At 50.8% G+C, this 22,967-nt stretch carries 22 protein-coding genes, 1 pseudogene and 1 other annotated feature; of the genes and pseudogenes, 17 read left to right on the top strand and 6 right to left on the bottom strand.

Features of this window, described 5'->3' with window-relative positions; genetic code table 11:
* Positions 1-19 precede the first annotated feature (19 nt).
* The 7 genes from BBB58_RS12260 to BBB58_RS12230 all read left to right on the top strand — a co-directional run bounded on the left by BBB58_RS12260 (position 20) and on the right by BBB58_RS12230 (position 5,543).
* Complete coding sequence (locus BBB58_RS12260) at positions 20-1,345, top strand: ribonuclease E/G (RefSeq protein ID WP_074037489.1); 1,326 nt, start codon at positions 20-22, stop codon at positions 1,343-1,345.
* Positions 1,346-1,400: 55 nt separating this feature from the next.
* Positions 1,401-1,474, top strand: a sequence feature (ribosomal protein L21 leader region).
* Positions 1,475-1,489: 15 nt separating this feature from the next.
* A complete protein-coding gene (gene rplU, locus BBB58_RS12255; RefSeq protein WP_015881153.1) occupies positions 1,490-1,798 on the top strand; it encodes a 50S ribosomal protein L21 in 309 nt (102 codons plus the stop codon).
* A gap of 3 nt (positions 1,799-1,801) precedes the next feature.
* Positions 1,802-2,137, top strand: a complete 336-nt coding sequence (locus BBB58_RS12250; protein ID WP_015881154.1) for a ribosomal-processing cysteine protease Prp — start codon at positions 1,802-1,804, stop codon at positions 2,135-2,137.
* A 12-nt stretch (positions 2,138-2,149) separates the two neighbouring features.
* Complete coding sequence (rpmA, locus tag BBB58_RS12245) at positions 2,150-2,431, top strand: 50S ribosomal protein L27 (protein WP_015881155.1); 282 nt, start codon at positions 2,150-2,152, stop codon at positions 2,429-2,431.
* Between the two features lie 66 nt (positions 2,432-2,497).
* Positions 2,498-2,938 (top strand): Spo0B domain-containing protein, encoded by a 441-nt coding sequence (locus tag BBB58_RS12240; RefSeq protein WP_074037487.1) that lies wholly within the window; start codon positions 2,498-2,500, stop codon positions 2,936-2,938.
* Entirely contained in the window at positions 2,939-4,228 is a 1,290-nt protein-coding gene (gene obgE, locus BBB58_RS12235; RefSeq protein ID WP_015881157.1) for a GTPase ObgE, read from the top strand.
* A gap of 40 nt (positions 4,229-4,268) precedes the next feature.
* Positions 4,269-5,543, top strand: coding sequence for a hemolysin family protein (locus BBB58_RS12230; protein ID WP_015881158.1), 1,275 nt, complete (start codon positions 4,269-4,271; stop codon positions 5,541-5,543).
* Positions 5,544-5,586: 43 nt separating this feature from the next.
* Here the strand turns inward: BBB58_RS12230 and BBB58_RS12225 are convergent, their stop codons facing one another.
* From BBB58_RS12225 to BBB58_RS12210, 4 genes are all read right to left on the bottom strand, one after another.
* Positions 5,587-6,360, bottom strand: coding sequence for an NUDIX domain-containing protein (locus tag BBB58_RS12225; protein ID WP_074037485.1), 774 nt, complete (start codon positions 6,358-6,360; stop codon positions 5,587-5,589).
* Between the two features lie 118 nt (positions 6,361-6,478).
* Complete coding sequence (locus BBB58_RS12220; protein WP_074037484.1) at positions 6,479-7,057, bottom strand: DedA family protein; 579 nt, start codon at positions 7,055-7,057, stop codon at positions 6,479-6,481.
* A gap of 107 nt (positions 7,058-7,164) precedes the next feature.
* On the bottom strand, positions 7,165-7,704 hold the full coding sequence (locus BBB58_RS12215) for a transcription repressor NadR (RefSeq protein WP_074037482.1): 540 nt from the start codon (positions 7,702-7,704) through the stop codon (positions 7,165-7,167).
* Entirely contained in the window at positions 7,682-8,812 is a 1,131-nt protein-coding gene (locus BBB58_RS12210; RefSeq protein WP_074037481.1) for a cysteine desulfurase family protein, read from the bottom strand. Before BBB58_RS12210 ends, BBB58_RS12215 begins: the two co-directional genes overlap by 23 nt.
* A gap of 95 nt (positions 8,813-8,907) precedes the next feature.
* Between BBB58_RS12210 and BBB58_RS12205 the strand changes: the two genes are divergently transcribed.
* The 8 genes from BBB58_RS12205 (at position 8,908) to yajC (ending at position 16,466) form a co-directional block, all read left to right on the top strand.
* Entirely contained in the window at positions 8,908-10,341 is a 1,434-nt protein-coding gene (locus BBB58_RS12205; protein ID WP_074037479.1) for an L-aspartate oxidase, read from the top strand.
* Positions 10,295-11,164 carry a carboxylating nicotinate-nucleotide diphosphorylase gene (nadC, locus tag BBB58_RS12200; protein WP_074037477.1) on the top strand — a complete coding sequence of 290 codons (870 nt, stop codon included), beginning with the start codon at positions 10,295-10,297 and terminating at the stop codon, positions 11,162-11,164. Before BBB58_RS12205 ends, nadC begins: the two co-directional genes overlap by 47 nt.
* Entirely contained in the window at positions 11,127-12,206 is a 1,080-nt protein-coding gene (gene nadA / locus BBB58_RS12195) for a quinolinate synthase NadA (protein WP_074037475.1), read from the top strand. Before nadC ends, nadA begins: the two co-directional genes overlap by 38 nt.
* Before the next feature lie 93 nt (positions 12,207-12,299).
* Positions 12,300-12,887, top strand: coding sequence for a Holliday junction branch migration protein RuvA (gene ruvA, locus BBB58_RS12190; protein WP_074037474.1), 588 nt, complete (start codon positions 12,300-12,302; stop codon positions 12,885-12,887).
* 10 nt (positions 12,888-12,897) lie between these two features.
* Complete coding sequence (gene ruvB, locus BBB58_RS12185; protein WP_074037472.1) at positions 12,898-13,899, top strand: Holliday junction branch migration DNA helicase RuvB; 1,002 nt, start codon at positions 12,898-12,900, stop codon at positions 13,897-13,899.
* 3 nt (positions 13,900-13,902) lie between these two features.
* Positions 13,903-14,961 carry a tRNA preQ1(34) S-adenosylmethionine ribosyltransferase-isomerase QueA gene (queA, locus tag BBB58_RS12180; RefSeq protein ID WP_074037470.1) on the top strand — a complete coding sequence of 353 codons (1,059 nt, stop codon included), beginning with the start codon at positions 13,903-13,905 and terminating at the stop codon, positions 14,959-14,961.
* Positions 14,958-16,103, top strand: coding sequence for a tRNA guanosine(34) transglycosylase Tgt (gene tgt / locus BBB58_RS12175; protein WP_074037468.1), 1,146 nt, complete (start codon positions 14,958-14,960; stop codon positions 16,101-16,103). The genes queA and tgt overlap by 4 nt, the downstream gene beginning before the upstream one ends.
* Positions 16,104-16,187: 84 nt before the next feature.
* Positions 16,188-16,466, top strand: a complete 279-nt coding sequence (yajC, locus tag BBB58_RS12170) for a preprotein translocase subunit YajC (RefSeq protein WP_026826452.1) — start codon at positions 16,188-16,190, stop codon at positions 16,464-16,466.
* Between the two features lie 25 nt (positions 16,467-16,491).
* Here the strand turns inward: yajC and BBB58_RS12165 are convergent, their stop codons facing one another.
* Positions 16,492-17,643 (bottom strand): NAD(P)-binding domain-containing protein, encoded by a 1,152-nt coding sequence (locus BBB58_RS12165; protein ID WP_074037953.1) that lies wholly within the window; start codon positions 17,641-17,643, stop codon positions 16,492-16,494.
* Between the two features lie 180 nt (positions 17,644-17,823).
* Here BBB58_RS12165 and BBB58_RS12160 point away from each other — a divergent pair, with 180 nt between their 5' ends.
* Complete coding sequence (locus BBB58_RS12160) at positions 17,824-19,596, top strand: methyl-accepting chemotaxis protein (protein ID WP_074037467.1); 1,773 nt, start codon at positions 17,824-17,826, stop codon at positions 19,594-19,596.
* Positions 19,597-19,631: 35 nt separating this feature from the next.
* Here BBB58_RS12160 and zupT read toward each other — a convergent pair whose 3' ends face one another.
* Positions 19,632-20,492 carry a zinc transporter ZupT gene (gene zupT, locus BBB58_RS12155; RefSeq protein ID WP_074037465.1) on the bottom strand — a complete coding sequence of 287 codons (861 nt, stop codon included), beginning with the start codon at positions 20,490-20,492 and terminating at the stop codon, positions 19,632-19,634.
* A 211-nt stretch (positions 20,493-20,703) separates the two neighbouring features.
* Here zupT and secD point away from each other — a divergent pair.
* A pseudogene (gene secD, locus BBB58_RS15470) lies at positions 20,704-22,921 on the top strand (protein translocase subunit SecD).
* The last annotated feature ends 46 nt before the right edge of the window (positions 22,922-22,967 follow it).

The raw sequence follows: 22,967 nt of genomic DNA, 5'->3' as shown, positions 1-22,967 counted from the left end.
GTCGAAAGGAGTGATGCAGATGAAGCTAATCTACGAACGAACACCTTCCATCGAACGGGCGATGCTCGTGGACGGCGAACGATTACTCGAAGTCGAGGAACGGTTTGTCGACCAACTGTCTGTCGGGACCATCGTCGAAGCCGCAATTGAAAGGATCCACCCGTCACTCGGGGCAGCCTTTTTGACGGATGGGGAGACGACATACTTTCTCCCGATCGCAGAGACGCTCCGTGCGCTCGCCTCGTATCCGGAAGTGCCCGCCATCGGGCAAGCGGCAGTCGTCGGAGAAAAGCGACTCGTCCAAGTGACAAAAGAAGGAATCAACGGCAAGCATCATAAAGTGACAGAGAACATTCGATTCGGTGGGCGATATCTTGTGTATTTCCCATTTGGACGTCGTCAACTGTTCAGCCGGAAACTCGACCTCGTCACGCAGGACCGCCTCTCAAAGGCGCTCGACTTAACGGAAGAGGAAGGGGTCTTATTTCGGACGGAAGCCGGACGAGTGGCCCAGGAAGCGTTACAGGAAGAACTGAATCGATTGCGTAACCGTTCGACCATAGTGATCGAGCAACGGTTCGGGCAAGACGAGCTACTATGCGAACAATTCGTGAGACGTCATGCAGTCGAGTCCGTGCTGTTGAATGACAAAGAAGGGCAAACGCGACTCGAACGATTGGATGTCCCGGTGAAACGTCATATCGGAAAAGGGCGGATGCCTGAAGCGAAACGTCTCGATGGAGCCATCGAGAAACTGGAGAGTCGTGCCGTCTGGTTGGATGGTGGGGCGTTCGTCTTGATCGAACAAGTCGAGACGATGACCGTCATCGACGTGAATAGTGGCAAAAATGTCGCCGTCAAAGACAAGGGGCGTGCGGCCGATACCATCAATGAAGCCGCGCTCTATTCGATCATGGAGCAGTTGCGTCTGCGAAATATCGGCGGCATGGTCATCATCGATTTCTTACGTGGTTCAAAGGAAGGGCAGACCCGTCTCCTTAAAAAGATGAAAGAACTCGGGGCGCGTGACCCACGACGTGTCGAAGTGTACGGCTTCACACGGATGGGGCTGTTCGAGCTGTCACGGGAACGGACCGGGCGCTCGATTCAAGACCGGATGTTTCATGCCGGCAAGCCTTCAAAATTGGCCATCTTCTCACAGTTTGAACGGTCGCTCCTTGATTTGAATGATCAATACGAAGCGGTCGTGCTCTCACTCCCTAATAAGTGGCATGACGCTTCTTGGCACGGATTTGACATTGAGGTGCACCTCGTCGAAGGGGAGCCGGAGTTCGTCTTTTATGGGACGTCCGAAGAATGTCAGAATTTCTTATCTCGTCGTTGACAATGATTAATTGAGAATGGTATTATCTATAACGTTAGTTCGTTTGGAAGCACCCAAATGGCTACAACCGCACAGAACGGGTTTTTAAAGGTTTTTGCCCTGCCCAGGATGGCGAGTCTGAGTTTAACAAGGAGGTGCACGTATATGTACGCAATCATCAAAACTGGTGGTAAGCAAATCAAAGTTGAAGCAGGTCAAGAGATCTACATCGAAAAACTCGATGCTGATGTCGAAGGTACTGTAGAATTCGGTGAGGTTCTTTTCGTTGGTGGTGACGATGTTAAAGTCGGCGCTCCACTCGTAGAAGGCGCTAAAGTTGTCGGTACTGTGGTAAAACACGGTCGCGCTAAGAAGATCACTGTCTTCAAAATGAAAGCTAAGAAAAACTACCGTCGTAAGCAAGGTCACCGTCAGCCTTACACGAAAGTTCGCATCGAGAAAATCGAAGCGTAAGTTATGATTCGGGTCAAGGTAAGACGAGACGAGGCGAAGTCGATTCGCTCCGTCGAAGTGACTGGTCATGCCAATTTTGCAGAACCTGGTTCTGACTTGGTGTGCGCCGGTGTTTCAGCCATCATCTTTGGTGCCTATAACGCCGTCGAAACGCTTGCGGGTCAATCGCTTCTTGTAGAAATGGCAGATCAAACAGAGGGTGGTTACTTTTATGTCGAGACGTATCCTGACTTATCACCGCAGGATATGGAACGCACCCAACTGTTATTAGAAGGGATGCTCGTGCAGTTAGACACGATCGCCCAAAGCTACGGTGAATATATCCAAATTGAACAATAGGAGGTGGACCTCATGTTACAATTGAACCTTCAGTTCTTCGCTTCGAAAAAGGGAGTTGGTTCGACTAAAAACGGTCGTGACTCAATTTCGAAACGTCTCGGTGCAAAACGCGCTGACGGACAAACAGTTTCAGCTGGATCAATCCTTTACCGCCAACGCGGTACAAAGATTCACCCAGGTGAAAACGTTGGCCGTGGTGGCGACGACACTTTGTTTGCGAAAGTTGACGGCGTAGTACGCTATGAGCGTCTTGGTCGCGACAAGAAACAAGTGAGCGTTTACCCAGTCGCGTAAGTTGAACGACGCAGAAGACTCTAGCCACTTATTTGGTTAGAGTCTTTTTTTCTAGGAGAGGATCAAATGGATTCAGAACAGACACTCGAGCTCTTATCGACCGTCCGTCACGAATGGATGAATCGGCTTCAATTGATCTCGCTCTATGTGGCTCTCGATCCGACTAAGCTCGAGGAACTTTACGAACGCTATCGGAAACAGGCCGATGAAGAGAGTGCGCTCGTTCGTTTGAACGTGCCACAGACGAGCCTAGTCGTGATTCAAGCGAATTGGGAGGGACGGATGACGTATACGATTTCAACCGACCAACTCGCCATCGATGACGCGCGAGTGGCAGAGATGCTTGTCCGCTTGTTAGACAACACGGATGGGCCGATTCATGTGACGTTCACGGACGGACTGATGGTTCGCGTCACGGGCGCTGTCCCGGACGATGTGAAGGCATCAGCCGATGTGTACGAACAGAACGTAGATACCACTACGTTTCACATAAAGGAGGGGAAATAAATGTTTGTCGATCAGGTTAATATTTTTGTAAAAGCTGGAGACGGCGGAAAAGGGATGGTCGCTTTCCGTCGCGAGAAATACGTTCCAGACGGTGGTCCTGCAGGTGGTGACGGTGGTCACGGTGGGGACGTCATCTTTGAAGTAGAGGAAGGATTGCGGACGCTCGTTGATTTCCGCTATTCGAAGAAGTTTATCGCCCACGATGGCGAAAAAGGGATGTCAAAAGGGATGCACGGACGTAAAGCGAAACCGCTCATCGTCAAAGTCCCGCCTGGCACGATTGTGTTCGATGCCGAGACGGATACCGTCATCGCAGACTTGACCGAGCACGGCCAACAAGCGACGATCGCCAAAGGCGGTCGTGGTGGTCGCGGGAACTGTCGTTTTGCGACGCCTGCCAACCCGGCTCCGGAAATCGCGGAGAACGGGGAACCAGGTCAAGAACGTGAGTTGCGTCTCGAGTTGAAACTCCTCGCAGACGTCGGTCTCGTCGGATTCCCGTCTGTCGGGAAGTCAACGCTTCTCTCTGTCGTCTCGTCGGCACGCCCGAAAATCGGTGCGTACCACTTCACGACGATCACACCGAACCTCGGTGTCGTCAAGACAGCGGACGACCGTAGTTTCGTCATGGCCGACCTTCCAGGTCTCATCGAAGGGGCGAGCCAAGGCGTCGGTCTCGGTCACCAGTTCCTTCGCCATATCGAACGGACGAAAGTTATCGTTCACATGATCGATATGAGTGGTATGGAAGGGCGCGACCCGTTCGAAGACTACACGACGATCAACCGTGAGCTCGAGTCGTACAACTTACGTCTCCTCGAGCGTCCACAAGTCGTCGTGGCTAACAAAATGGATATGCCGGACGCAGCGGAACATCTTGAAGAGTTCAAGAAGAAGGTAGGGGACGATGTCAAAGTCTTCCCGATCTCAGCACTCGCTCAAGACGGTCTTCGCAACTTGTTGATTGAAGTGGCGAACTTTGTCGATACGACACCAGAATTCCCACTCGATGAGCTCGAAGAGAAGACAGCGACGCCTCGTGTCGTGTATCGTTATGAGAAGGAAGAGAAAGGCTATCAAATCCACATCGATGAATACGATCGCTTCGTGATCACGGGACCTCGTATCGAGAAGCTCTTCAAGATGACGAACTTTGACCATGATGAGTCGATTAAACGATTTGCTCGTCAAATGCGTCAAATGGGCGTCGATGACGATCTTCGTAAGTTGGGTGCCGAGGACGGTAGTGTCGTGGCAATCCTCGACTTCGAATTCGAGTTTGTGGAATAAAAAAATTATTTGTTAAGAAGAAACGGAGTGTGAAGCTAACGTGGACCCTGTGCCCTCGTCAAGTTTAATTCTATATGTAGTTCTCGTCATGTTGTCAGCGTTTTTCTCATCGGCAGAAACGGCGCTCTCGAGTGTGAACCGGGTCCGGATGATTCGGATGGCGGAAGATGGTGATAAAGCCGCAAAACGTGTCCTCAGTCTCGTCGACCGTTTTGATGATACCCTCTCGACGATTCTCGTCGGGAACAACATCGTCAACATCGGTTCGGCGACGGTGTCGACCGCCATCGCCACATCTATTTTCAGTGGGGGAACCGGTCTTCTCGTGTCAACGTTCGCGACGACGGTCATCATCTTGATTTTCGGTGAGATTTTACCGAAATCGCTCGCGAAAGAGTTTGCGGAGAAGTATTCGCTTCTCATCAGTGGAATCCTTGTGTTCCTCGTCAAAGTCCTCAAACCGGTGACGATGATTTTCACCGGCTTGAAGAAGTTGACGCTGCGGATGATCGGGATGAAAGACAAGGAGCCATCCGTCACCGAAGAAGAGTTGAAAGTGCTCGTCGATATGGGAGAAGAGGAAGGTGTGCTCGGAGAGACGGAAGCAGAGCTCGTCCATAGCGCCTTTGCCTTCAACGATATTACGGTCGATGATGTGCTGACGCCACGAATCGATATTCTGGCCGTCGACATCGACGATTCGCTCGATGAAATCAAAGACACGATTTTCAGTGGTGGACATTCGCGTTTACCGGTCTACAAAGACTCGATTGACAACGTCATCGGTGTCTTGTCGGAACGTGACTTCTTGCGTTCGATGATGAAGGATGAAGTGACGGATGTCCGTTCGCTCATCCGACCGCTCACGTACGTGTCACCGCAGACGAAATTGATTGAACTACTTCCGATTCTCCAGCAAAAACAATCTCACATGGCTGTCGTCCTCGATGAATTTGGGGGCACGGCGGGTCTCATCACGTTAGAAGACATGCTTGAAGAACTCGTCGGCGACATCTGGGATGAGCACGACGAATCCGTCGTCTATCTCAGACGTCTCCGTGAAGGGGTCTATGAGTGTATGGCTGACATGAACGTTGATGAATTCGCGGAAGAGATGGGGATTGCAGAACCAGACGTCGATTCCAACACGATGGGCGGTTGGTTCGTTGAATTGCTCGGTGACATCCCGGAGAAAGGTGCACAAGTCACGTATCAAGACATGACGTTCACCGTTCTCCATGTGGAGAAACGCCGTGTCCGGAAACTGTTAGTGGAGACTGGACAATCTCAACAAGAAGACATGCAAGAAGCATAAAGAAAAGGGATGATTCGCACATAGCGGATCATCCCTTTTTGCGTCATACGGATTGGCGTTCAATGCGCTCAATCAGTTCATATGGTCGTACTTTATAAATGGCGTAAGGCATATAGGTCGGGTCCATGGCATCGAGGAAGCGCATCTGGAAATGCTCTCGTTTGATGTAGTCGCCGACGTTGCTTGCGTCAACTTTATAGAATCCAACTTCCTGTGTCTCGCCAGCCTGCGGTTTGAGGTCACCTGATACATAAGTGGCGCGGAAGGTGACACAGAGGACGCGGGACGACACGTTTTGATAAATCCCGGTGATCCCTTCTACTTTGATTTCCGCACCGGTCTCTTCGCGTACTTCACGATGGATGGCATCCACGATGGACTCATGTTCTTCCACTTGTCCGCCAGGCATTTCAAACGAATCGTTCCGATGCATATTTTTGACGAGGAGAACTTCACCTGCTTCGTTCGTAATGTACGCCGTCACAGAAACGATGGTGCGGGGTGGCGTATAGTGACCGGTCGGCATCATGAATTCTTCACTCGACTTGATATACAAATCTTTGCCTAGTCGGGCCCGCTTCTTCATCGCTTCCCGTCGTAAGGCGCTGCCCCGATAGTCCCGTTCGACTTGCTCATAATGTTCACGGTCCCGGTATTCCCATAATGCCATGACCTCGGACTTGTCTTCGGTCACCCAGCGTCCGACGAGGCGGGCGCCATGCGACGCCTGGATCGGATAAATGTATGTATGGAAAAAGTCGGTGAATTCTTGCAGGCGTTCAGGTCGAATCGTATACGTTTTACGACGATGGAACATGATGATTCCTCCTTTTTCGTTGTGCGGTGTCCTATATATATGACCGCGATTCGCTTACATGGTTCTTATTCGACAGATATTAGCGTTTCCCTTTCCAACAAAAAAGAATCAGCTTCAGTTAAGCTGATTCTTTCACACGTTTTGGTTGCTGACGAACATGTCGAACGACGAGGATAATCCCGACAGCAAGAGCCAAGAAGGGGATGACATCGTCCATGAAGTGACCGATCATGCGCCAGTTGCTACCAAGCATCATCCCGACATGGATGAAGATGAATGACCAGACGGCGAAAATCAAGGTCGTCACCGACAAAAACTTACGGAACGATAGACGCATCACCCCGGCGCTCACGGCGAATAATTGACGCCAAAACAGGCTGAGACAGACGATCCATGCACCGTATTTCTCAAACCAGCGCTCGGCCCGGAGTTGCTTGTCTTGCCGAATTCGAAAATACCGATACAGTTTGAGCGCGACGGGACGCCCACCATATCGACCGATCCAGTACAGACCGATTTGGCTGAGCGTGAAGGAGACCCACGCCAGTAGGAACGTCAGGAAGAAGGGCGCGTCATGCGAGTCGACGAGGAAGCCTCCGTATGCGAGAACGAGTTCGTTCGGGATGAATTGAACCAAGATACCGATGGGAATGCTGAAGACCCCACAGACGGCGAGTAGATGCTCGAGGACGTTCAAAACGTAGCCCTCCTTTCAAATGATTTCAGGAAAGATGTTCCATCCATCAGTATAACGGACATGACTGAAAAGAAAAAGAAGAGATGTCACATATTCGTGACGTCTCTTCAATCTAATTCGGATACGAGAATCCCGAGGCGGTCCAATTCTTTTACCGCAGCATCGATTGCCTCTTTATGGTCTGATTCGAGCGTATGGATATGGAAGCCACCCGTCAACTGGGAGAGCGGGGAAGCCCCATGCGTCTTCACTCGTTCGAGGAAGGCGCGGACGTCGCGGCGACTCTTCACCATGAGTTGTCCCGTGATAGACCCGTATACAGGATGGTCGATGATGACGTCTTTGATGGTGACCCCTTCATCGACGATGGCGTTCATCTCTGTCTCCATCTCTTCTGCCGTATGACGACAGGCTACCTTTTTCGAATAGGTGGAGGGGGTGAGGTCTCCATGCAAGTAGACATACCCACGAGCGGTCGCGACGATTTGATGGCCTTTCGCTTTTAGCAACGATAGGTCTTGGACGATGACCTGACGACTGACGGATACATGTCTTGCCAGTTCAGATCCTGTGATTGGCTCATTGCTCGATTCAATCAATTGTAATAGTGTGCGACGGCGTTCTTCACCGGCTAAACGTTTGTTCATGATGTTCGACTCTCCTTGCTAAAATGACGATGGCATCGGCGAGGGCCGATGTGTCTTCGGCGGTCGTTTGCGCGCCGAAGGAAATGCGGACGAGTCCATGACAGGCGCTCGTCTCATATCCGAGTGCTTCGAGCATGCGATTTGGTCCATTTTGACCTGCTCGACATGCCGACCCAGCCGATACTTGGAACCCGAGATCGTCGAGCTCGGTCATCCACCATTGTCCGTCGCGTTGATGGGAGACGAAGGAGAAAATGGCGGGACTTTGTTCATCAAACTCGAGCCAATGGACATGCGCTGACGTCTTCTCTTTCAAGATAGCACGAAACGCCATGAAATTTCTCTGAAAACGTGTCAATTGTTCCTGACGTTCTCCGAGTGCTTTTGCAAAGGCACTGATTCCAGGAACGTCAATCGTTCCGGGACGAATCCCGTATTGATGATGCCCCGGATAGTATGGGGGAGGAATCAAACGTTCCATGTAGAGGGCGCCGACTCCTTTCGGTCCACCTACTTTGTGGGCACTGAACGAATAGGCATCGATGCCTTCGACAGAAATCGGGATTTTACCAAGTGCCTGGATCCCGTCCACATGGAAGAGGATTTTCTTATATTTCAAGACGCATTGGATGTGGTGGAGCGGTAACACCCAGCCTGTGTCGGAATTGACATGCTGGAGCGTGACGAGCCCGATGTCACGGTCGAGTAGGTGTGTGAATGCATCTAAATCAAACTTCCCATCCTTCAGTTTCAACCGATGAACGATTATTCCTTCCCGTTCCCACTCTTCAAGTAAGAGGGCGACCGAATCATGTTCATGCCAAGACGTGATCACTTCTTTGCCCTTCATCCGTTTACGTAAACTTGTCAGTGCGATGTAATTGCTCTCCGATCCACTCCCAGTGAATAATAATTTTCCTCGTAACATATCAAGACCGAGCGCCTGTTTGATCAAGCGTCTTGCTTCTGTCAAATAATCTTCTGCCATATAACCTTGGGTATGGAGTGATGATGGGTTCCCATAAACGTTTTTGGCCATCGCTACGTAATGGTCTAATGCTGCATGCGTCATCGGGTGTGTAGCGGCGTAGTCGAAGTAGCGGTTCATCATGGACTCCCCTTTTCTCATGTTGTCTTCTACACAAAATTATGCGAAACTAGTTTACAAGTCAACATTACATATGAAAAACAGGTGATATATAAGTGTCTTTACACATAGAGAAAACTGACATTTTGATTATCGGAACGGGACTTGCCGCCGTCGCAACGGCTTTGCATCTATCAAAATCATTCTCCATTCTTCTCGTCTCAAAAGGTGAGATGACAGAAAGCAACTCCGATTTGGCACAAGGCGGGATTGCGAGCGCGTATCTTGAGAAATCGAGTACGGCCCATAAAGAAGACACAATGCTCGCTTCTAAAAACACATCGTGCGCTGAGCGCGTCGACATTCTCGTAGAAGAAGGGCGTCAAGCGATTGGAGAAATGGAACGATTCGGTGTCCGGTTCGATCATGAAGAAGGCGGCTATGCCCTCGGACGAGAAGGCGCACACCGATTGAATCGGATCTTTCATGTCGGTGGCGACGAGACGGGACGTCATGTCATGAGGCAATTGCGTCAGTCGATGCCTGATAACGTGAACGTATTGGAACGGGTGCTCGTGCACGATCTCATTACGAAAGACGGGAAAGTCGTCGGCGCGATGGCGTTTCGTGATGAAGTGCCCATTCGAATTGAAGCCGGCGCTGTCGTATTGGCGACAGGTGGCATCGGTGGGCTGAGCGATTGGACTTCAAACGCGCGTACCGTGACCGGTGATGGTCTCGTTCTGGCAAATCGATGTGGGGCCAAGCTGACACATTTACAGCGGATCCAATTTCACCCCACCTTACTGGCGACCGAAACGCCTCACCTCGTGACCGAAGCGCTCCGGGGAGCCGGAGCGACGCTCGTTGATGACGAAGGGAATCACGTGATGGCGCATCATCCGCTCGGGAGTCTCGCGCCTCGAGATGACGTGGCACGGGTACTGACAGAACGGATGGGTACGGTCTATCTCGATACGACAAACGTGACACGGCTTCGTGAACGGTTTCCAAAACTTGCTTTGACATGTGACAAACTTAGGATTGATCCTCGCCGCATTCCGGTACGTCCAGGTCTCCATTTTCATATGGGTGGAATCGAAGTGGATGATATGGGACGGACAGGCGTTGACGGATTATATGCCGTCGGTGAAGTGGCGGATGCGGGCATACATGGGACGAATCGTTTAGCCTCGAACTCACTTTTAGAATGTTGGGTATTTGGAAAACGAGTCGCGCGGGCGGTGCGTTTGAATAGGACGGCTATGGTGACGAAGGAGACGCTGGTGTACGACATCTCACCTTTGGCGTTTCAAGCGTTCCGTGCTCAAATTGGAAGATGGTTGACGATTTCACCAAGTCTTGATGAATTGAAAGGTTTCTTACAAAATACCCAAACGTTGACCATGACGAAACACGTGACAAGACAATTAAGTGAACAAACTTTACAACTCGATGCGGCGCGTCTTCTCGCGCAAAGCATCCTCGAAATGGAGCGGTATGATGAACACGATATACCTACGCGAACAGCTACGTCAGTTCTTGATTGAAGATATCGGTTATGGGGACTTATCGAGTGCGCTGATTGATGCACAGGACGAGTCGATCGCAACGATTGTTGCCAAAGAACAGGGCATTTTCTGTGGGAAGCCAATCGTAGAAGAGCTGGCAACTATGCAGCGGCTTGAATTGGTCTTTTGCCAAGAAGACGGGAGAGCGGTTGTCCCTGGAGACGAGCTCGTCGTCTTGAGAGGAAAGACACGCGCAATTTTAGAGACGGAGCGTGTGCTGTTGAATGTCATCCAACATGCGAGTGGAATCGCGACGATGACAAAGCAGTGCATCGATGCGCTAGATGATGACTCGATACACGTGACCGATACACGGAAGACGACTCCGGGACTTCGGATGATTGAGAAGTACGCCGTACGTGTCGGTGGGGGATACAATCACCGTTTAAGACTCGATGACGCCGTCATGATCAAAGACAATCATATCGTCGCACTGGGTGGTGTAACGAACGCGATTCAAGTCGCGCGTGAGCGTGTCGGTCATACGACCCCGATTGAAATCGAAATCGAGTCATTCGAACATCTGATGGAGGCGGTTCAAGCCGATCCGGACATCGTGATGCTTGATAATCGGACGCCAGATGAATTGAGGGACTGGGTCCGTCATATACCGACGCACATCAAAATTGAAGTGTCTGGTGGAATCACGCTCGACACGATTGACGATTATCGAGGCATTCGCATCGATGTCATCTCGCTCGGTCAATTGACTCATTCGGTCCGCGCGCTTGATTGCAGTTTGAATTTACAAGGAGGAATGAAAGATGCAACTACTCGGAACACTCCCACCGACGTACGCTAACCTGTCAGTGGAGGAGATGGAGACTCGGATTCAGGCGGTCAAAGACCGACTCGGGACTCGTCTCTTTTTACCGGCCCATCATTATCAAAAAGACGAGGTCGTTCAATTCGCGGACGCGACAGGAGATTCGCTCCAGCTCGCACGACTCGCAGAACAGATGAGCGAAGCCGAATTCATCGTCTTTTGTGGTGTCCACTTCATGGCAGAGACGGCAGACATGTTGACACGGGACGACCAGATTGTCGTCCTACCTGATATGCGTGCCGGCTGTTCGATGGCAGACATGGCCGATATCGATCAGACGGAGATTGCTTGGGAAGAACTGACGGAACGATTTGGAGAGGACATCATCCCGATTACATACGTCAATTCAACAGCGGCCATCAAAGCGTTCGTTGGTCGTCACGGTGGGGCGACCGTCACATCGTCGAACGCCCATGAAATCGTCCGGTGGGCGCTTGAGGCAGGTGAACGCATCTTGTTCCTACCCGATCAGCATCTCGGGCGGAACACGGCGTTCGACCTCGGCATTCCGCTCGCGGCGATGGCTGTTTGGGATCCGCTCCGTGAAGAATTGGTCTCAGAAGGCTATGACGATCAAGTGAAAGTCATCTTATGGAAGGGACACTGTTCTGTCCATGAGAAGTTCACGGTATCGCAAATTCAGGCGTTCCGTGACCGTGAGCCGGATCGTCGCATCATCGTCCATCCGGAGTGTACGTTTGACGTCGTCCAATTGGCAGACGAGGCGGGATCGACGTCATATATCATCGACAAGATTGATGCGAGTGCACCTGGGACGAAGTGGGCGGTCGGAACGGAGATGAACCTCGTCAACCGGTTGGCGGCAACGTACCCACATCTTGATATCGTCTCGTTGAACCCATTCATGTGTCCGTGCCTCACGATGAATCGAATCGACTTGCCACATCTTCTCTGGGCGCTCGAGTCACTCGAGACGGACCCTGTGAACGTCATTCGCGTCGATCATGAGACGACAGAGTGGTCGAAACGCGCACTTGAACGAATGCTTGCACGGTAATCGCTTCAGGACAGGTAAACGCCTGTCCTTTTTTCGTGTCGCCCATTATGGTACAATAAATGCAGTTTTTCCGACCAAAAAGGAGAGTACATCGTGATTGAATTCGTAAAAGGACCCGTCGCCTATGTGTGTGCGGAATATATAACGTTAGATGTCTCGGGCGTCGGCTACAAAGTACATGTGCCTAACCCGTTTTTTTATCGTGAACAAGACGAACATGTAATCGTGTTTACGCATCATTATGTGCGTGAAGACCAACAGACGTTATACGGTTTCCGGTCACGTCGTGAGCGTGAGCTGTTCAATAAACTCCTCAGCGTGAGCGGGATCGGACCAAAGGGTGCGCTTGCCATCGTCGCGTCCGGCGATATCGACGCGTTGATCGATGCGATTGAAACCGAGAACGAGAAGTATTTGACGAAGTTCCCGGGAGTCGGCAAGAAGACGGCCAAACAGATGGCGCTCGACTTGAAAGGGAAGTTATCCGAGCTCGCACCGGATTACGTGCCGAACGAAGGGTTGTTCGCCCAAGGTGCATCTGAACTCGATGAGGCGTGTGAGGCGCTCGTCGCGCTCGGCTACTCTGAACGGGAAATCCTAAAAGTCCGCAAAGCATTGAGCGGAGAAATATTGACGACCGACGCGTACATAAAACGCGCGCTACAGCTGTTACTGAAATAAGGAGGAAGCTATGGACGAACGATTGTTGTCACAATCTCATCAGCAATATGAAGACTCTGAAGAGTGGAGCTTACGTCCGCAGCGCTTCGAGCAATATATCGGGCAAGAAAAGGCGAAAGGCAATTTGTCGGTCTTCATTCAGGCCGCTAAACTTCGTAGTGAGACGCTCGACCACGTGCTCTTATACGGTCCCCCGGGACTCGGGAAGACGACGCTCGCCCAAATCATCGCCAACGAGATGGGCGTCGGAATTAAGACGACAGCAGGACCGGCAATTGAACGACCGGGTGATTTGGCCGCAATCCTCTCGACACTCGAGCCGGGAGACGTCTTGTTCATCGACGAGATTCATCGTTTGAGCCGGACGATTGAAGAGATCCTCTATCCGGCGATGGAAGACTACTGTCTCGACATCGTCTATGGGCAAGGGGAGATGGCTCGTAGCGTCCGCATCGACCTACCACCGTTTACGCTTGTCGGGGCGACGACACGGGCCGGGATGTTGTCGGCGCCTTTACGTGACCGTTTCGGCGTCACGTTGAAGCTCGAATATTACGAAACACATGAGTTAGCGGCCATCGTCAACCGGACGGCCCAGTTGTTCCGTCTCTCGATTTCACCGGAGGCGAGCGGTGCGATTGCGAAACGCTCACGAGGGACGCCACGAGTTGCAAACCGTCTCTTGCGTCGTGTCCGTGATTTCGCACAAGTGGCTGGTACGAAAGAAATCGATCCAGTGCTCGCATCTGATGCGCTCGACCGGCTACAAGTCGATGCGCTCGGACTCGATGAAGTCGATCATCGGTTACTGAGAGCCATGGTGGAGCGGTTCGGAGGTGGACCGGTCGGGCTTGAGACGCTCGCTGCGACCATCGGTGAGGACGCTCAGACGATTGAGGATGTCTACGAGCCCTATTTATTGCAACAAGGATTCCTGCAGCGCACGCCGCGAGGACGGATGATCACACAGTTTGCCAAGTCGCATTTTGGTTATGAAGAGGAAGAGGAGTAAGGTATGCAAGACATTCAATTGAACGTAAACGATTATGATTTTGAATTGCCAGAAGAGTTGATTGCGCAAGTCCCATTGCTTGATCGGACAAGCTCACGCTTGCTCGTATTAGACCGTGAGACAGGGGACATCGAGCATCGCCATTTCCGTAACGTGCTCGATTATTTGAACGAGGGGGATGCGCTCGTCGTCAACGATTCGCGCGTCTTACCGGCACGCCTTTTTGGGGCAAAGCAAGAAACAGGCGGGAAAGTCGAACTGCTCTTGTTGAAGCAGACGGAAGATGATGTATGGGAAGCACTCGTCAAACCGGCGAAAAAAGTTCGTGTCGGCTCCATCGTTGAGTTCGGGGACGGCCTTCTCCGCGCAGAATGCGTCGAGGAGCTCCCAGAAGGTGGACGTCGTTTCAAGTTTGACTACGACGGCATCTTCTATGAGATTTTAGACGAGCTTGGAACGATGCCGCTCCCGCCGTATATTCGCGAACAACTCGATGACCAAGACCGTTATCAGACGGTCTATGCCCGTGAACGAGGCAGTGCGGCCGCTCCGACAGCCGGTCTTCATTTCACTGAGGAACTGCTTGAAGCGGCCAAAGCGAAAGGTGTCCGGTTGATCCCGCTCACACTTCACGTTGGCCTCGGGACGTTCCGTCCGGTGACGGCTGATTCTATCGAGGAACATACGATGCATAGTGAATATTTCGAGTTGTCGGCTGAATCGGCAGCTGCGCTTCGGGAGATTCGAGCGAATGGCGGTCGCATCTTTGCGGTCGGGACGACATCGACGCGCACGCTTGAGACGATCATGCGAGATCACGGGGACTTCGTCGAGTCATCGGGCTGGACGGATATCTTTATTTACCCTGGTGTTGAGTTAAAGGCAATCGATGGATTGATCACGAACTTCCATCTCCCTAAATCAACGCTCGTCATGCTCGTCTCGGCATTCGCGACGCGCGACATCATCTTACACGCTTATCGGACTGCGGTCGCAGAACGATACCGCTTCTTCAGCTTTGGAGACGCGATGCTCATCACGAGGAAGGAAGTAACAAAATGACAAAACATGCAGTCACATACGAACACATCCACACATGCAAACAGACCGGAGCGCGGCACGGAATCGTCCATACGCCGCACGGGTCGTTCGAGACACCGGTCTTCATGCCGGTCGGGACGCAAGCGAGCGTCAAAACGATGGCACCTGAACAGGTCAAGGCGATGGGTGCGAACATCATCTTGTCGAACACGTATCACCTTTGGGTTCGTCCAGGACATGAGGTCATCAAACAAGCCGGTGGACTTCATAAGTTCATGAACTGGGACGGGGCAATCCTCACAGACTCGGGTGGATTCCAAGTGTTCTCACTTGCCGACCTCCGAAATATCCAAGAGGAAGGCGTTCATTTCCGTAACCATTTGAACGGCGACAAGTTGTTCCTGTCACCGGAAAAGGCGATGGAGATTCAAAACGCGCTCGGGTCGGACATCATGATGGCATTCGATGAGTGTCCGCCTTATCCGGCGACGCATGAATACATGAAGAAGTCGGTCGAGCGGACGAGCCGTTGGGCGGAACGTTGCCTCGAGGCACATGAACGTCCAGAAGACCAAGCGCTCTTCGGCATCATCCAAGGTGGAGAATATGAGGACCTTCGTCGTCAAAGCGCCCAAGACCTCGTCTCTCTTGATTTCCCAGGATATGCGGTCGGTGGTCTCTCGGTCGGTGAACCAAAAGATGTCATGTATCGTGCCCTCGAATTCACAACACCGCTCATGCCAGAGAACAAACCACGTTATTTGATGGGTGTTGGCTCACCGGATGCGTTGATTGAAGGGTCGATTCGCGGAATCGACATGTTCGACTGCGTTCTGCCGACTCGCATCGCACGAAACGGAACGCTCATGACGTCGAAAGGTCGCGTCACGATCAAACAAGCGAAATATAAGACGGACTTTGGTCCAATCGATGAGAAGTGTGACTGCCATACGTGTAAGAACTACTCGCGTGCGTACGTCCACCACTTGATTCGTGCGGATGAGATGTTTGGTCTTCACTTGTGTACGACACACAATCTTCACTTCCTCGTGAAGTTGATGGAGCAGGTTCGTCAAGCGATTCGCGAAGACCGCTTGCTCGATTTCAAAGAAGAGTTCTTCGAAGAATACGGCTACAACAAGCCGAATGCGAAGAATTTCTAAAGAAACGTGTCGGACATTGTGTGACAATGCTTCAGTTTCACGGTATAATGAACCTGATATTGAAGGAAAGGGTGAATGTTACTCATGGAAACACTCGTTGCGTTATTACCAATGATCTTGATTTTCGTCGTATTTTACTTCCTTTTGATTCGTCCACAGACGAAACGCCAAAAAGAAGTACAATCGATGCAAAACGCCCTCGAGCGTGGCGACAGCGTTGTCACAATCGGCGGTTTACACGGCGTCGTTCATCAAATCGAAGACACACATGTCGTTTTGAAATGCGATCAATCGCTTCTCCGTTTCAACCGAAGCGCAGTTGCGGAAGTCGTGAAAAAAGCGAATGCCTCATTTGAGGAATAAGCAAGTAAGCGTCTGACCATCATGGTCAGACGCTTTTTTGTGTGGCTAGAAGTTGGGGGAGAATTCTACGAGCGGCCTCTTGTCCACCATAGATGGCTCTTGAGAACGGGCCGATGATCAAATCGGCGTAAGGACCGGTCAAGTAAAGTCCAGGCGTCCATTCAAGATGCTCATTCAGGACAGGGGTGCCACATGGGGTGAGAGGTAGGTTGAATTGTTCGATCACGGGCTGAAGAAATGTCTCTTTCACAGGATGAGGTCTGATTCCCGTACAACAGACGACTTCTTTTCCGGCAAGTTGTTCACCGTTTACAAATAGCGAACCACTGTCCCGCTCGACTTCTCCGATGATGTGCGTCACAGCGTTCGTCTGTATGAGGCGCTTCACTTTTAAGACGAGATCGTTCGGAGCCGATCCCGGTTTTCGTTCACGGGCGATGAATGATCGTTTTGTCGTCCAGTCTTGTTTTAGACGATGGAAGTCATCTAATCCTTTCGGTCCCATGAACTGTCGATCGGCGTCAAATTGACTCACTTCGAGCGGACGTCTCGTCACAAGGGTGACACGGTGACCTTGATTGGCACGCTTCACGACATAGTGAAGTGCTGTGATGCCACCGCCGACGACAGTCACTTGATTCGATTCATCCGATTGATCTTTTTCGAACACGTGTCGACATTGTTCGTCGGCCCATTCAGGTAACACGACATTTTCCGATTGACCGATCGCGACAATGACCGAGTTCGCGATAATGAGGCGATGATTTGTTCGGGCATGATAGTGTGCGCCATCTTTGCGGAGCGTCATCACTTGTTCATTTCCGAGGAACCGCTCATCAAGGCGATATGCGTTCCATGAGGATTCGGCATGGTCGTTGAACAGTTCGAGCGATGGACGTCCGAACGTATCTTTGAAATGATTGGAACGATAGGCATAGCGCGAGGCGAACTGTTTCAACGCATGGGGATTCGAAGAAACGTGATGCACTCGGGTCGAACGTAGGTGCGACATAGAGATGGATGAAGTTTGTTGTTTCCAGTTCGATAACGGGTCAGTGAGACGGTCGACAATAATCAAATCCTCCAAGCACCCGCCTTGTTCCATATATGAGATGGCGAGGGTCATTCCGTGTACACCAGCACCAATGATTAATAACTTCGTATTTTCCACAATCATAGAGAATCCTTTCAAAACGTAATTATTACGATTTAAAGTATACAAAGATGACTTCTTTTTGTCAAAACGAATCCGATTCAAAATTTATCCACCTCATTTCGAAAAATCGATTTGATTAATGAAAACGTTTGCACTAATCTCAAGTTGAGAAGAAATCCGAGATGAAGGAGAACGAATGACATGGACGTGAAACGATTGCTTAACCAGATGAAGAAGTGGAAAGGATGGAGCATAAAACGAAGTGGTACGAAACAGAGAGGACGCTCATCGCTGAGACGACGTATGTCCATCGCGCTCATTCCGACGATCATTGCGCTCGTCATTGTCGGCGCGCTCGGATCTTATCAATTGAGACAATCGACTGCCGCTTATGACCGGGTACTCAGTGAAGGCACGCAGGAGATGCTGCTTGCAGAGAATTTATCACTAGCGGTGACGGATGCCGAACGCTACTTGAACTACTATATGCTTGTAGCCAATCCGAAGACGCTCATCAGTCTCCAGGGAGTTCAAGAACAACGAGACGAATTGATGGCTTCACTCAAGGCATCTTCTTCAGATGAGAAGATCTTGTCTTGGTTGGGAGATTTGGAGAAATTTAACGAGCTATTAGACCGTGAGATGAATCGTGCCGTCGAACTTCGTCAACAACAAGACGAAATCGGCTTCAAAACCGTTCTCAACACGAGTGTGACACCGACGACGGATCGGGTACGCATGACCGTGACCGACCTTGTCGAATATAAAGGGGAGCTCCTCGAGTCTGAGACGAAAGCGGTACAAGCAGATGCAGAAAGTTCAATCCTTTGGATGCTCATCATCAGTGTTGGTGGTGTCGTGATCGGGATTCTGTCCTTACTTGCGCTACAACGGCTTTTCCTAAAACCGATCAATCGACTCGGTCGTCAAGCACGCATCATGGCAGAAGGGGATTTGACTGGAGAAGATATCGAGGTCGCCTCAAACGATGAACTAGGGGACCTGGTTACGGCGTTCAATGAAATGAAGCATAATCTGGTCGGCTTGATTCGTCGGGTTGGTGAAGCGTCGGACAAAGTGACTGCATATTCTGAAGAACTTTACGCAAGCACAGACCATGTCGCGACAACGACCCAAGGCGTGTCCCGGTTGTTCGAAGAGATGAACGTGGCTGCGCAAGGATCCTCGAAGCGAGCGGAAGAAGGGACGATTGGCGTCAATCAAGCGGTGGATGGATTGAATCAAATCGCTGCGGCCTCACAAGGTGTGAATGAGCAGACGATACATACACTTGAGGCGGCGAATGGTGGACTTGAGACCGTTCAATTGGCAGAGAAACGGATGCAAGAAATTCGCCGTGCCAACGAGCTCACTCAACAGATGGTGAACCGTCTATCGAACCAATCGCTTGAAATCGAGAAAATCACCCGTTCGATCACGGCAATCACGGAACAGACGAACTTGCTTGCCTTAAACGCGGCGATTGAAGCAGCACGTGCGGGTGAGCACGGAAAAGGGTTTGCCGTCGTCGCGGCTGAAGTCCGGAAACTTGCCGAGGAATCGAAACAATCCGCCATTCAAATCCAGACCGTTGTCCGCGACATTCAACGTGACACGGAGCAAGTCGAATCGGCGTTCGAAGAATCGAGCGTACATGTGGAGAATGGGGTATCGCAAATGGGAGAAGTGGCCGAGGCGTTCCGTGAGATCGTATCGGTCATCGAAGAGACGTCCCGTCAAATGAGTGAGATTGCGGCAGCAACAGAAGAAGTGAGTGCCAATACGACTGAAGTTGCCGTCTCTGTTGAAGATATGTCGACAAACGCCGTCTCGACACAGCGAAGCGTCGAAGAAGCCGGTGCGAACGTCGAAGAACAGCTTGCCGCCATTCAAGAGATCAACGGCATCGCTGAAACGATGAGTCACATGTCGTCTGAATTAAAAGATGTCGTCCATGTGTTTAAAACGACATAACAAATGCCCTGACGCGCGCGTCAGGGCATTGCTCGTTACATTAATAGGATTAGACTTGTCGCCATGACGATCATACCAGCAACCATTCCATACATTGAATGATGGGCGTGTCCGTATTCACGGGCGGCAGGGAGCAATTCGTCAAGCGAGATGAAGACCATGATGCCACCGACCGCCGCGAACAAGAGTCCGAAGACGGTGTCGCTCAAGAACGGCATGAGTAACAAGAATCCGATGGCCGCTCCAGCTGGCTCGGCAAGCCCTGACAACATCGAAAGCTTGAACGCTTTCTTCCGTGAGCCCGTCGCATAATAAATTGGGACGGAGACGGCAATCCCTTCCGGAATGTTGTGTAGGGCGATGGCGATGGCGATAGCTAAGCCGACGGCCGGGTCATCTAGTGCCGAGACGAACGTTGCAAGTCCTTCTGGGAAGTTGTGAATCCCGATGGCGAGTGCCATGAAAATCCCCATTTTTTTAAGTCGATTTTGTACCTCTGGATGATTGATTGGAGCCGCTTCATTTGTCGTCGTCGTTGCGAGTTCATGTGTTGTCGGGTCATTCTGCATCGACTCGACAAACTTGACTTCGTGTGGATTCTCCATTTTCGGAATGAACTTATCGATCATGCCAATCAAGAACATCCCACCGAAGAATGCGAGAACGGTGTAGATTGTACCCGTATATTCTCCGTGAGCGCCGACGAGTTCCTCGAGCGCTTTCGGGAAAATCTCGATGAACGACACGTAAATCATGACGCCTCCGGAAAATCCAAGCGAGATGGAGAGGAATGCCGTGTTCGTCCGTTTCGCAAAGAATGCGATCATACTCCCGATTCCGGTAGCTAGACCGGCGAATAGAGTAAGGAGAAAGGCATAAATAACTGTGCTGTCCATATGGAAAGACTCCTTTGATGTTTTGATGTTAGCTACATCATACATGAAGTTTTGCCCATGCGCAACATTTAGTCTTATATGCAAACTCAGTCGAACAATCCGTGAAGGTCGTTACAATTTTAGGAAAATGATTGATAAATGTTTAGAAAATTTGTAATGTTAACGAGAGAAGTTTTTATCAAGAACAGTGGTTTAGAAAGGAAATAGTCGTATGTACAAAAAAGGCAACATTGCGATTTTTGCGATCATCATGATTGCGACAATCCTGCTCGCAGTGTTCACGACACCATGGGTCGTCAAGAACACGAACCTCGGACTCGACTTAAAAGGTGGATTCGAAGTTTTGTATGAAGTACAACCGCTCGAAGACGGCGACGTCATCGACGAGTCGGCGATGAATGCAACCGTTCGCGCCATCAATAACCGAATCAACGTCCTCGGAGTTTCCGAACCGGACGTTCGAATCGAAGAAAACAATCGCATCCGTGTCCAGCTCGCGGGCGTATCGAACCAAAACGAAGCGCGCGAGGTTCTCTCGTCAACGGCACAATTGACATTCCGTGACGTGAACGACAACGTCTTGCTCGATGGGAAAGACTTGGCGCCGCGTGGGGCAGCGCTCAGCTACAACCAACAAGGACAACCGGTCGTTGAGCTGACACTTCAATCGGCCGACAAGTTTGGCGAAGTGACATCTGAGATTGCACAACGTCCAGCTCCTGAGAACCGTCTGGTCATCTGGCTCGACTATGAAGAGGGCGACACATATGAGGAAGAAGTTCAAAAAGAGAACTCGAAAATTGTGTCAGATGCTTCGGTAACGAGTCCGATCTTATCGGATAAAGCCATCATCTCAGGTGGTGGAATTGACGCGGAAAGCGGTCAACGCCTTGCGGACATCTTGAACGCAGGGGCGCTCCCGGTCAAACTAGATGAGATTTACTCGACATCCGTATCGGCCCAGTTCGGTCAAGATGCTTTAGAAGAAACGGTATTTGCCGCAACAATCGGAATCATCGCCGTATTCCTCTTCATGTTGTTCTTCTATCGTCTCCCAGGACTCGTATCGATCATCACGCTTGTTCTGTACATCAACTTGATCATGTTGTTCTTCAACGGAATCAATGCGGTATTGACGCTTCCAGGGATTGCAGCACTCGTCCTCGGGGTCGGTATGGCAGTCGATGCGAACATCATTACCGCGGAACGAATCAAAGACGAACTCCGCTCTGGAAAATCGGTCTTATCGGCATTCCGTGCAGGTAACCGTCGTTCCCTCAGTACGATCATCGATGCCAACTTGACGACGCTCATCTCGGCTGCGGTCTTGTTCTATTTCGGACAAAGCTCGGTCAAAGGATTTGCTGTCATGCTCATGATCTCAATCGGGATGACGTTCATCTCGAACGTATTCATCTCACGTTATTTGATGCACCTCCTTGTCTCAAGTCGTCTGTTCGACAAACGCAAAGGATGGTTTGGTGTGAAGGAGAGTGAAATCCGTGAACTTTAAGCTTACTGAATGGAATTACGTGAAACATATGCGCACGATGTTCTTGGTTTCGACGGCAATCGTCGTTCTCGGAATCGGTCTCTTGTTCTTCCGTGGGTTGAACCTCGGAATCGATTTTGCTTCAGGGACGCGGGTCGAAGTACTAACGGAAGAACGTGTGTCGCAAGAAGAATTCACGAAAGCGTTTAACGATGCCGGAGTTGACCAAGAGATTTCAAGCGTCCAATATGCAAATGAAGGTCGCTTGGCATACGTGACGTTCGTTGGCCAATTGGGCCAAGAGGAAGTCGCGAACGTCAAGACGGCGTTCACTGAACAATTCGGGAACGACCCGAACATCAGCACCGTCTCGGCTCAAGTCGGTCGTGACTTGGCGAAAAATGCTTTGTATGCGGTAGTCGTCGCTTCGATCGGGATTATTCTCTACATCACGGTGCGTTTCCAATTCTCATATGCACTTGCAACTGTTATCGCGATGTTACACGATGCCTTCTTCATGATCGTCGCGTTCTCGCTCTTTGGGATCGAGGTCAACTTGTACTTTATCGCCGCGATCTTGACCATCATCGGTTACTCGGTCAACGATACGATCGTAACGTTCGACCGGGTCCGCGAGAACATCACGTCGTATGAAAAGGAACGAAAAATCAAGTCGATGGAGGTCTATGAGTCGATCATCAACAAGTCGATTCAAGAGACAATCGTACGGTCCGTGAATACGGTCATCACGGTACTCGTTACAGCGATTGCCTTGTATGTATTCGGGGCAGAGTCGATTCGCAGCTTCTCGCTCGCGCTCATCGTCGGACTTTTCATGGGGATGTATTCTTCGATCTTCATTGCATCGTATTTATGGCTCCTCATCAAACGTACGACAATCAACAAGAAAAAAGATACGCCGGTCACAGAGGCGTAACAAGTGGGTCTCCCTTCAATCGGGAGACCTTTTCAAATGTCAAGAC

Source organism: Exiguobacterium profundum (assembly GCF_001909285.1).
In the GTDB taxonomy this organism is placed as follows: domain Bacteria; phylum Bacillota; class Bacilli; order Exiguobacteriales; family Exiguobacteriaceae; genus Exiguobacterium; species Exiguobacterium profundum.
The sequence above is the reverse complement of the archived record's forward strand: the minus strand, read 5'-3'. Positions and strand labels throughout refer to the sequence as shown.

Excerpts from the sequence above, each read along its gene's own strand:
- BBB58_RS12260 (WP_074037489.1), top strand. The coding sequence starts at position 20 with ATGAAGCTAATCTACGAACGAACACCTTCCATCGAACGGGCGATGCTC.
- rplU (WP_015881153.1), top strand. The coding sequence starts at position 1,490 with ATGTACGCAATCATCAAAACTGGTGGTAAGCAAATCAAAGTTGAAGCA.
- BBB58_RS12250 (WP_015881154.1), top strand. The coding sequence starts at position 1,802 with ATGATTCGGGTCAAGGTAAGACGAGACGAGGCGAAGTCGATTCGCTCC.
- rpmA (WP_015881155.1), top strand. The coding sequence starts at position 2,150 with ATGTTACAATTGAACCTTCAGTTCTTCGCTTCGAAAAAGGGAGTTGGT.
- BBB58_RS12240 (WP_074037487.1), top strand. The coding sequence starts at position 2,498 with ATGGATTCAGAACAGACACTCGAGCTCTTATCGACCGTCCGTCACGAA.
- obgE (WP_015881157.1), top strand. The coding sequence starts at position 2,939 with ATGTTTGTCGATCAGGTTAATATTTTTGTAAAAGCTGGAGACGGCGGA.
- BBB58_RS12225 (WP_074037485.1), bottom strand. The coding sequence starts at position 6,360 with ATGTTCCATCGTCGTAAAACGTATACGATTCGACCTGAACGCCTGCAA.
- BBB58_RS12215 (WP_074037482.1), bottom strand. The coding sequence starts at position 7,704 with ATGAACAAACGTTTAGCCGGTGAAGAACGCCGTCGCACACTATTACAA.
- BBB58_RS12210 (WP_074037481.1), bottom strand. The coding sequence starts at position 8,812 with ATGAACCGCTACTTCGACTACGCCGCTACACACCCGATGACGCATGCA.
- nadC (WP_074037477.1), top strand. The coding sequence starts at position 10,295 with ATGAACACGATATACCTACGCGAACAGCTACGTCAGTTCTTGATTGAA.
- nadA (WP_074037475.1), top strand. The coding sequence starts at position 11,127 with ATGCAACTACTCGGAACACTCCCACCGACGTACGCTAACCTGTCAGTG.
- ruvB (WP_074037472.1), top strand. The coding sequence starts at position 12,898 with ATGGACGAACGATTGTTGTCACAATCTCATCAGCAATATGAAGACTCT.
- queA (WP_074037470.1), top strand. The coding sequence starts at position 13,903 with ATGCAAGACATTCAATTGAACGTAAACGATTATGATTTTGAATTGCCA.
- tgt (WP_074037468.1), top strand. The coding sequence starts at position 14,958 with ATGACAAAACATGCAGTCACATACGAACACATCCACACATGCAAACAG.
- yajC (WP_026826452.1), top strand. The coding sequence starts at position 16,188 with ATGGAAACACTCGTTGCGTTATTACCAATGATCTTGATTTTCGTCGTA.
- BBB58_RS12165 (WP_074037953.1), bottom strand. The coding sequence starts at position 17,643 with ATGATTGTGGAAAATACGAAGTTATTAATCATTGGTGCTGGTGTACAC.
- BBB58_RS12160 (WP_074037467.1), top strand. The coding sequence starts at position 17,824 with ATGGACGTGAAACGATTGCTTAACCAGATGAAGAAGTGGAAAGGATGG.
- zupT (WP_074037465.1), bottom strand. The coding sequence starts at position 20,492 with ATGGACAGCACAGTTATTTATGCCTTTCTCCTTACTCTATTCGCCGGT.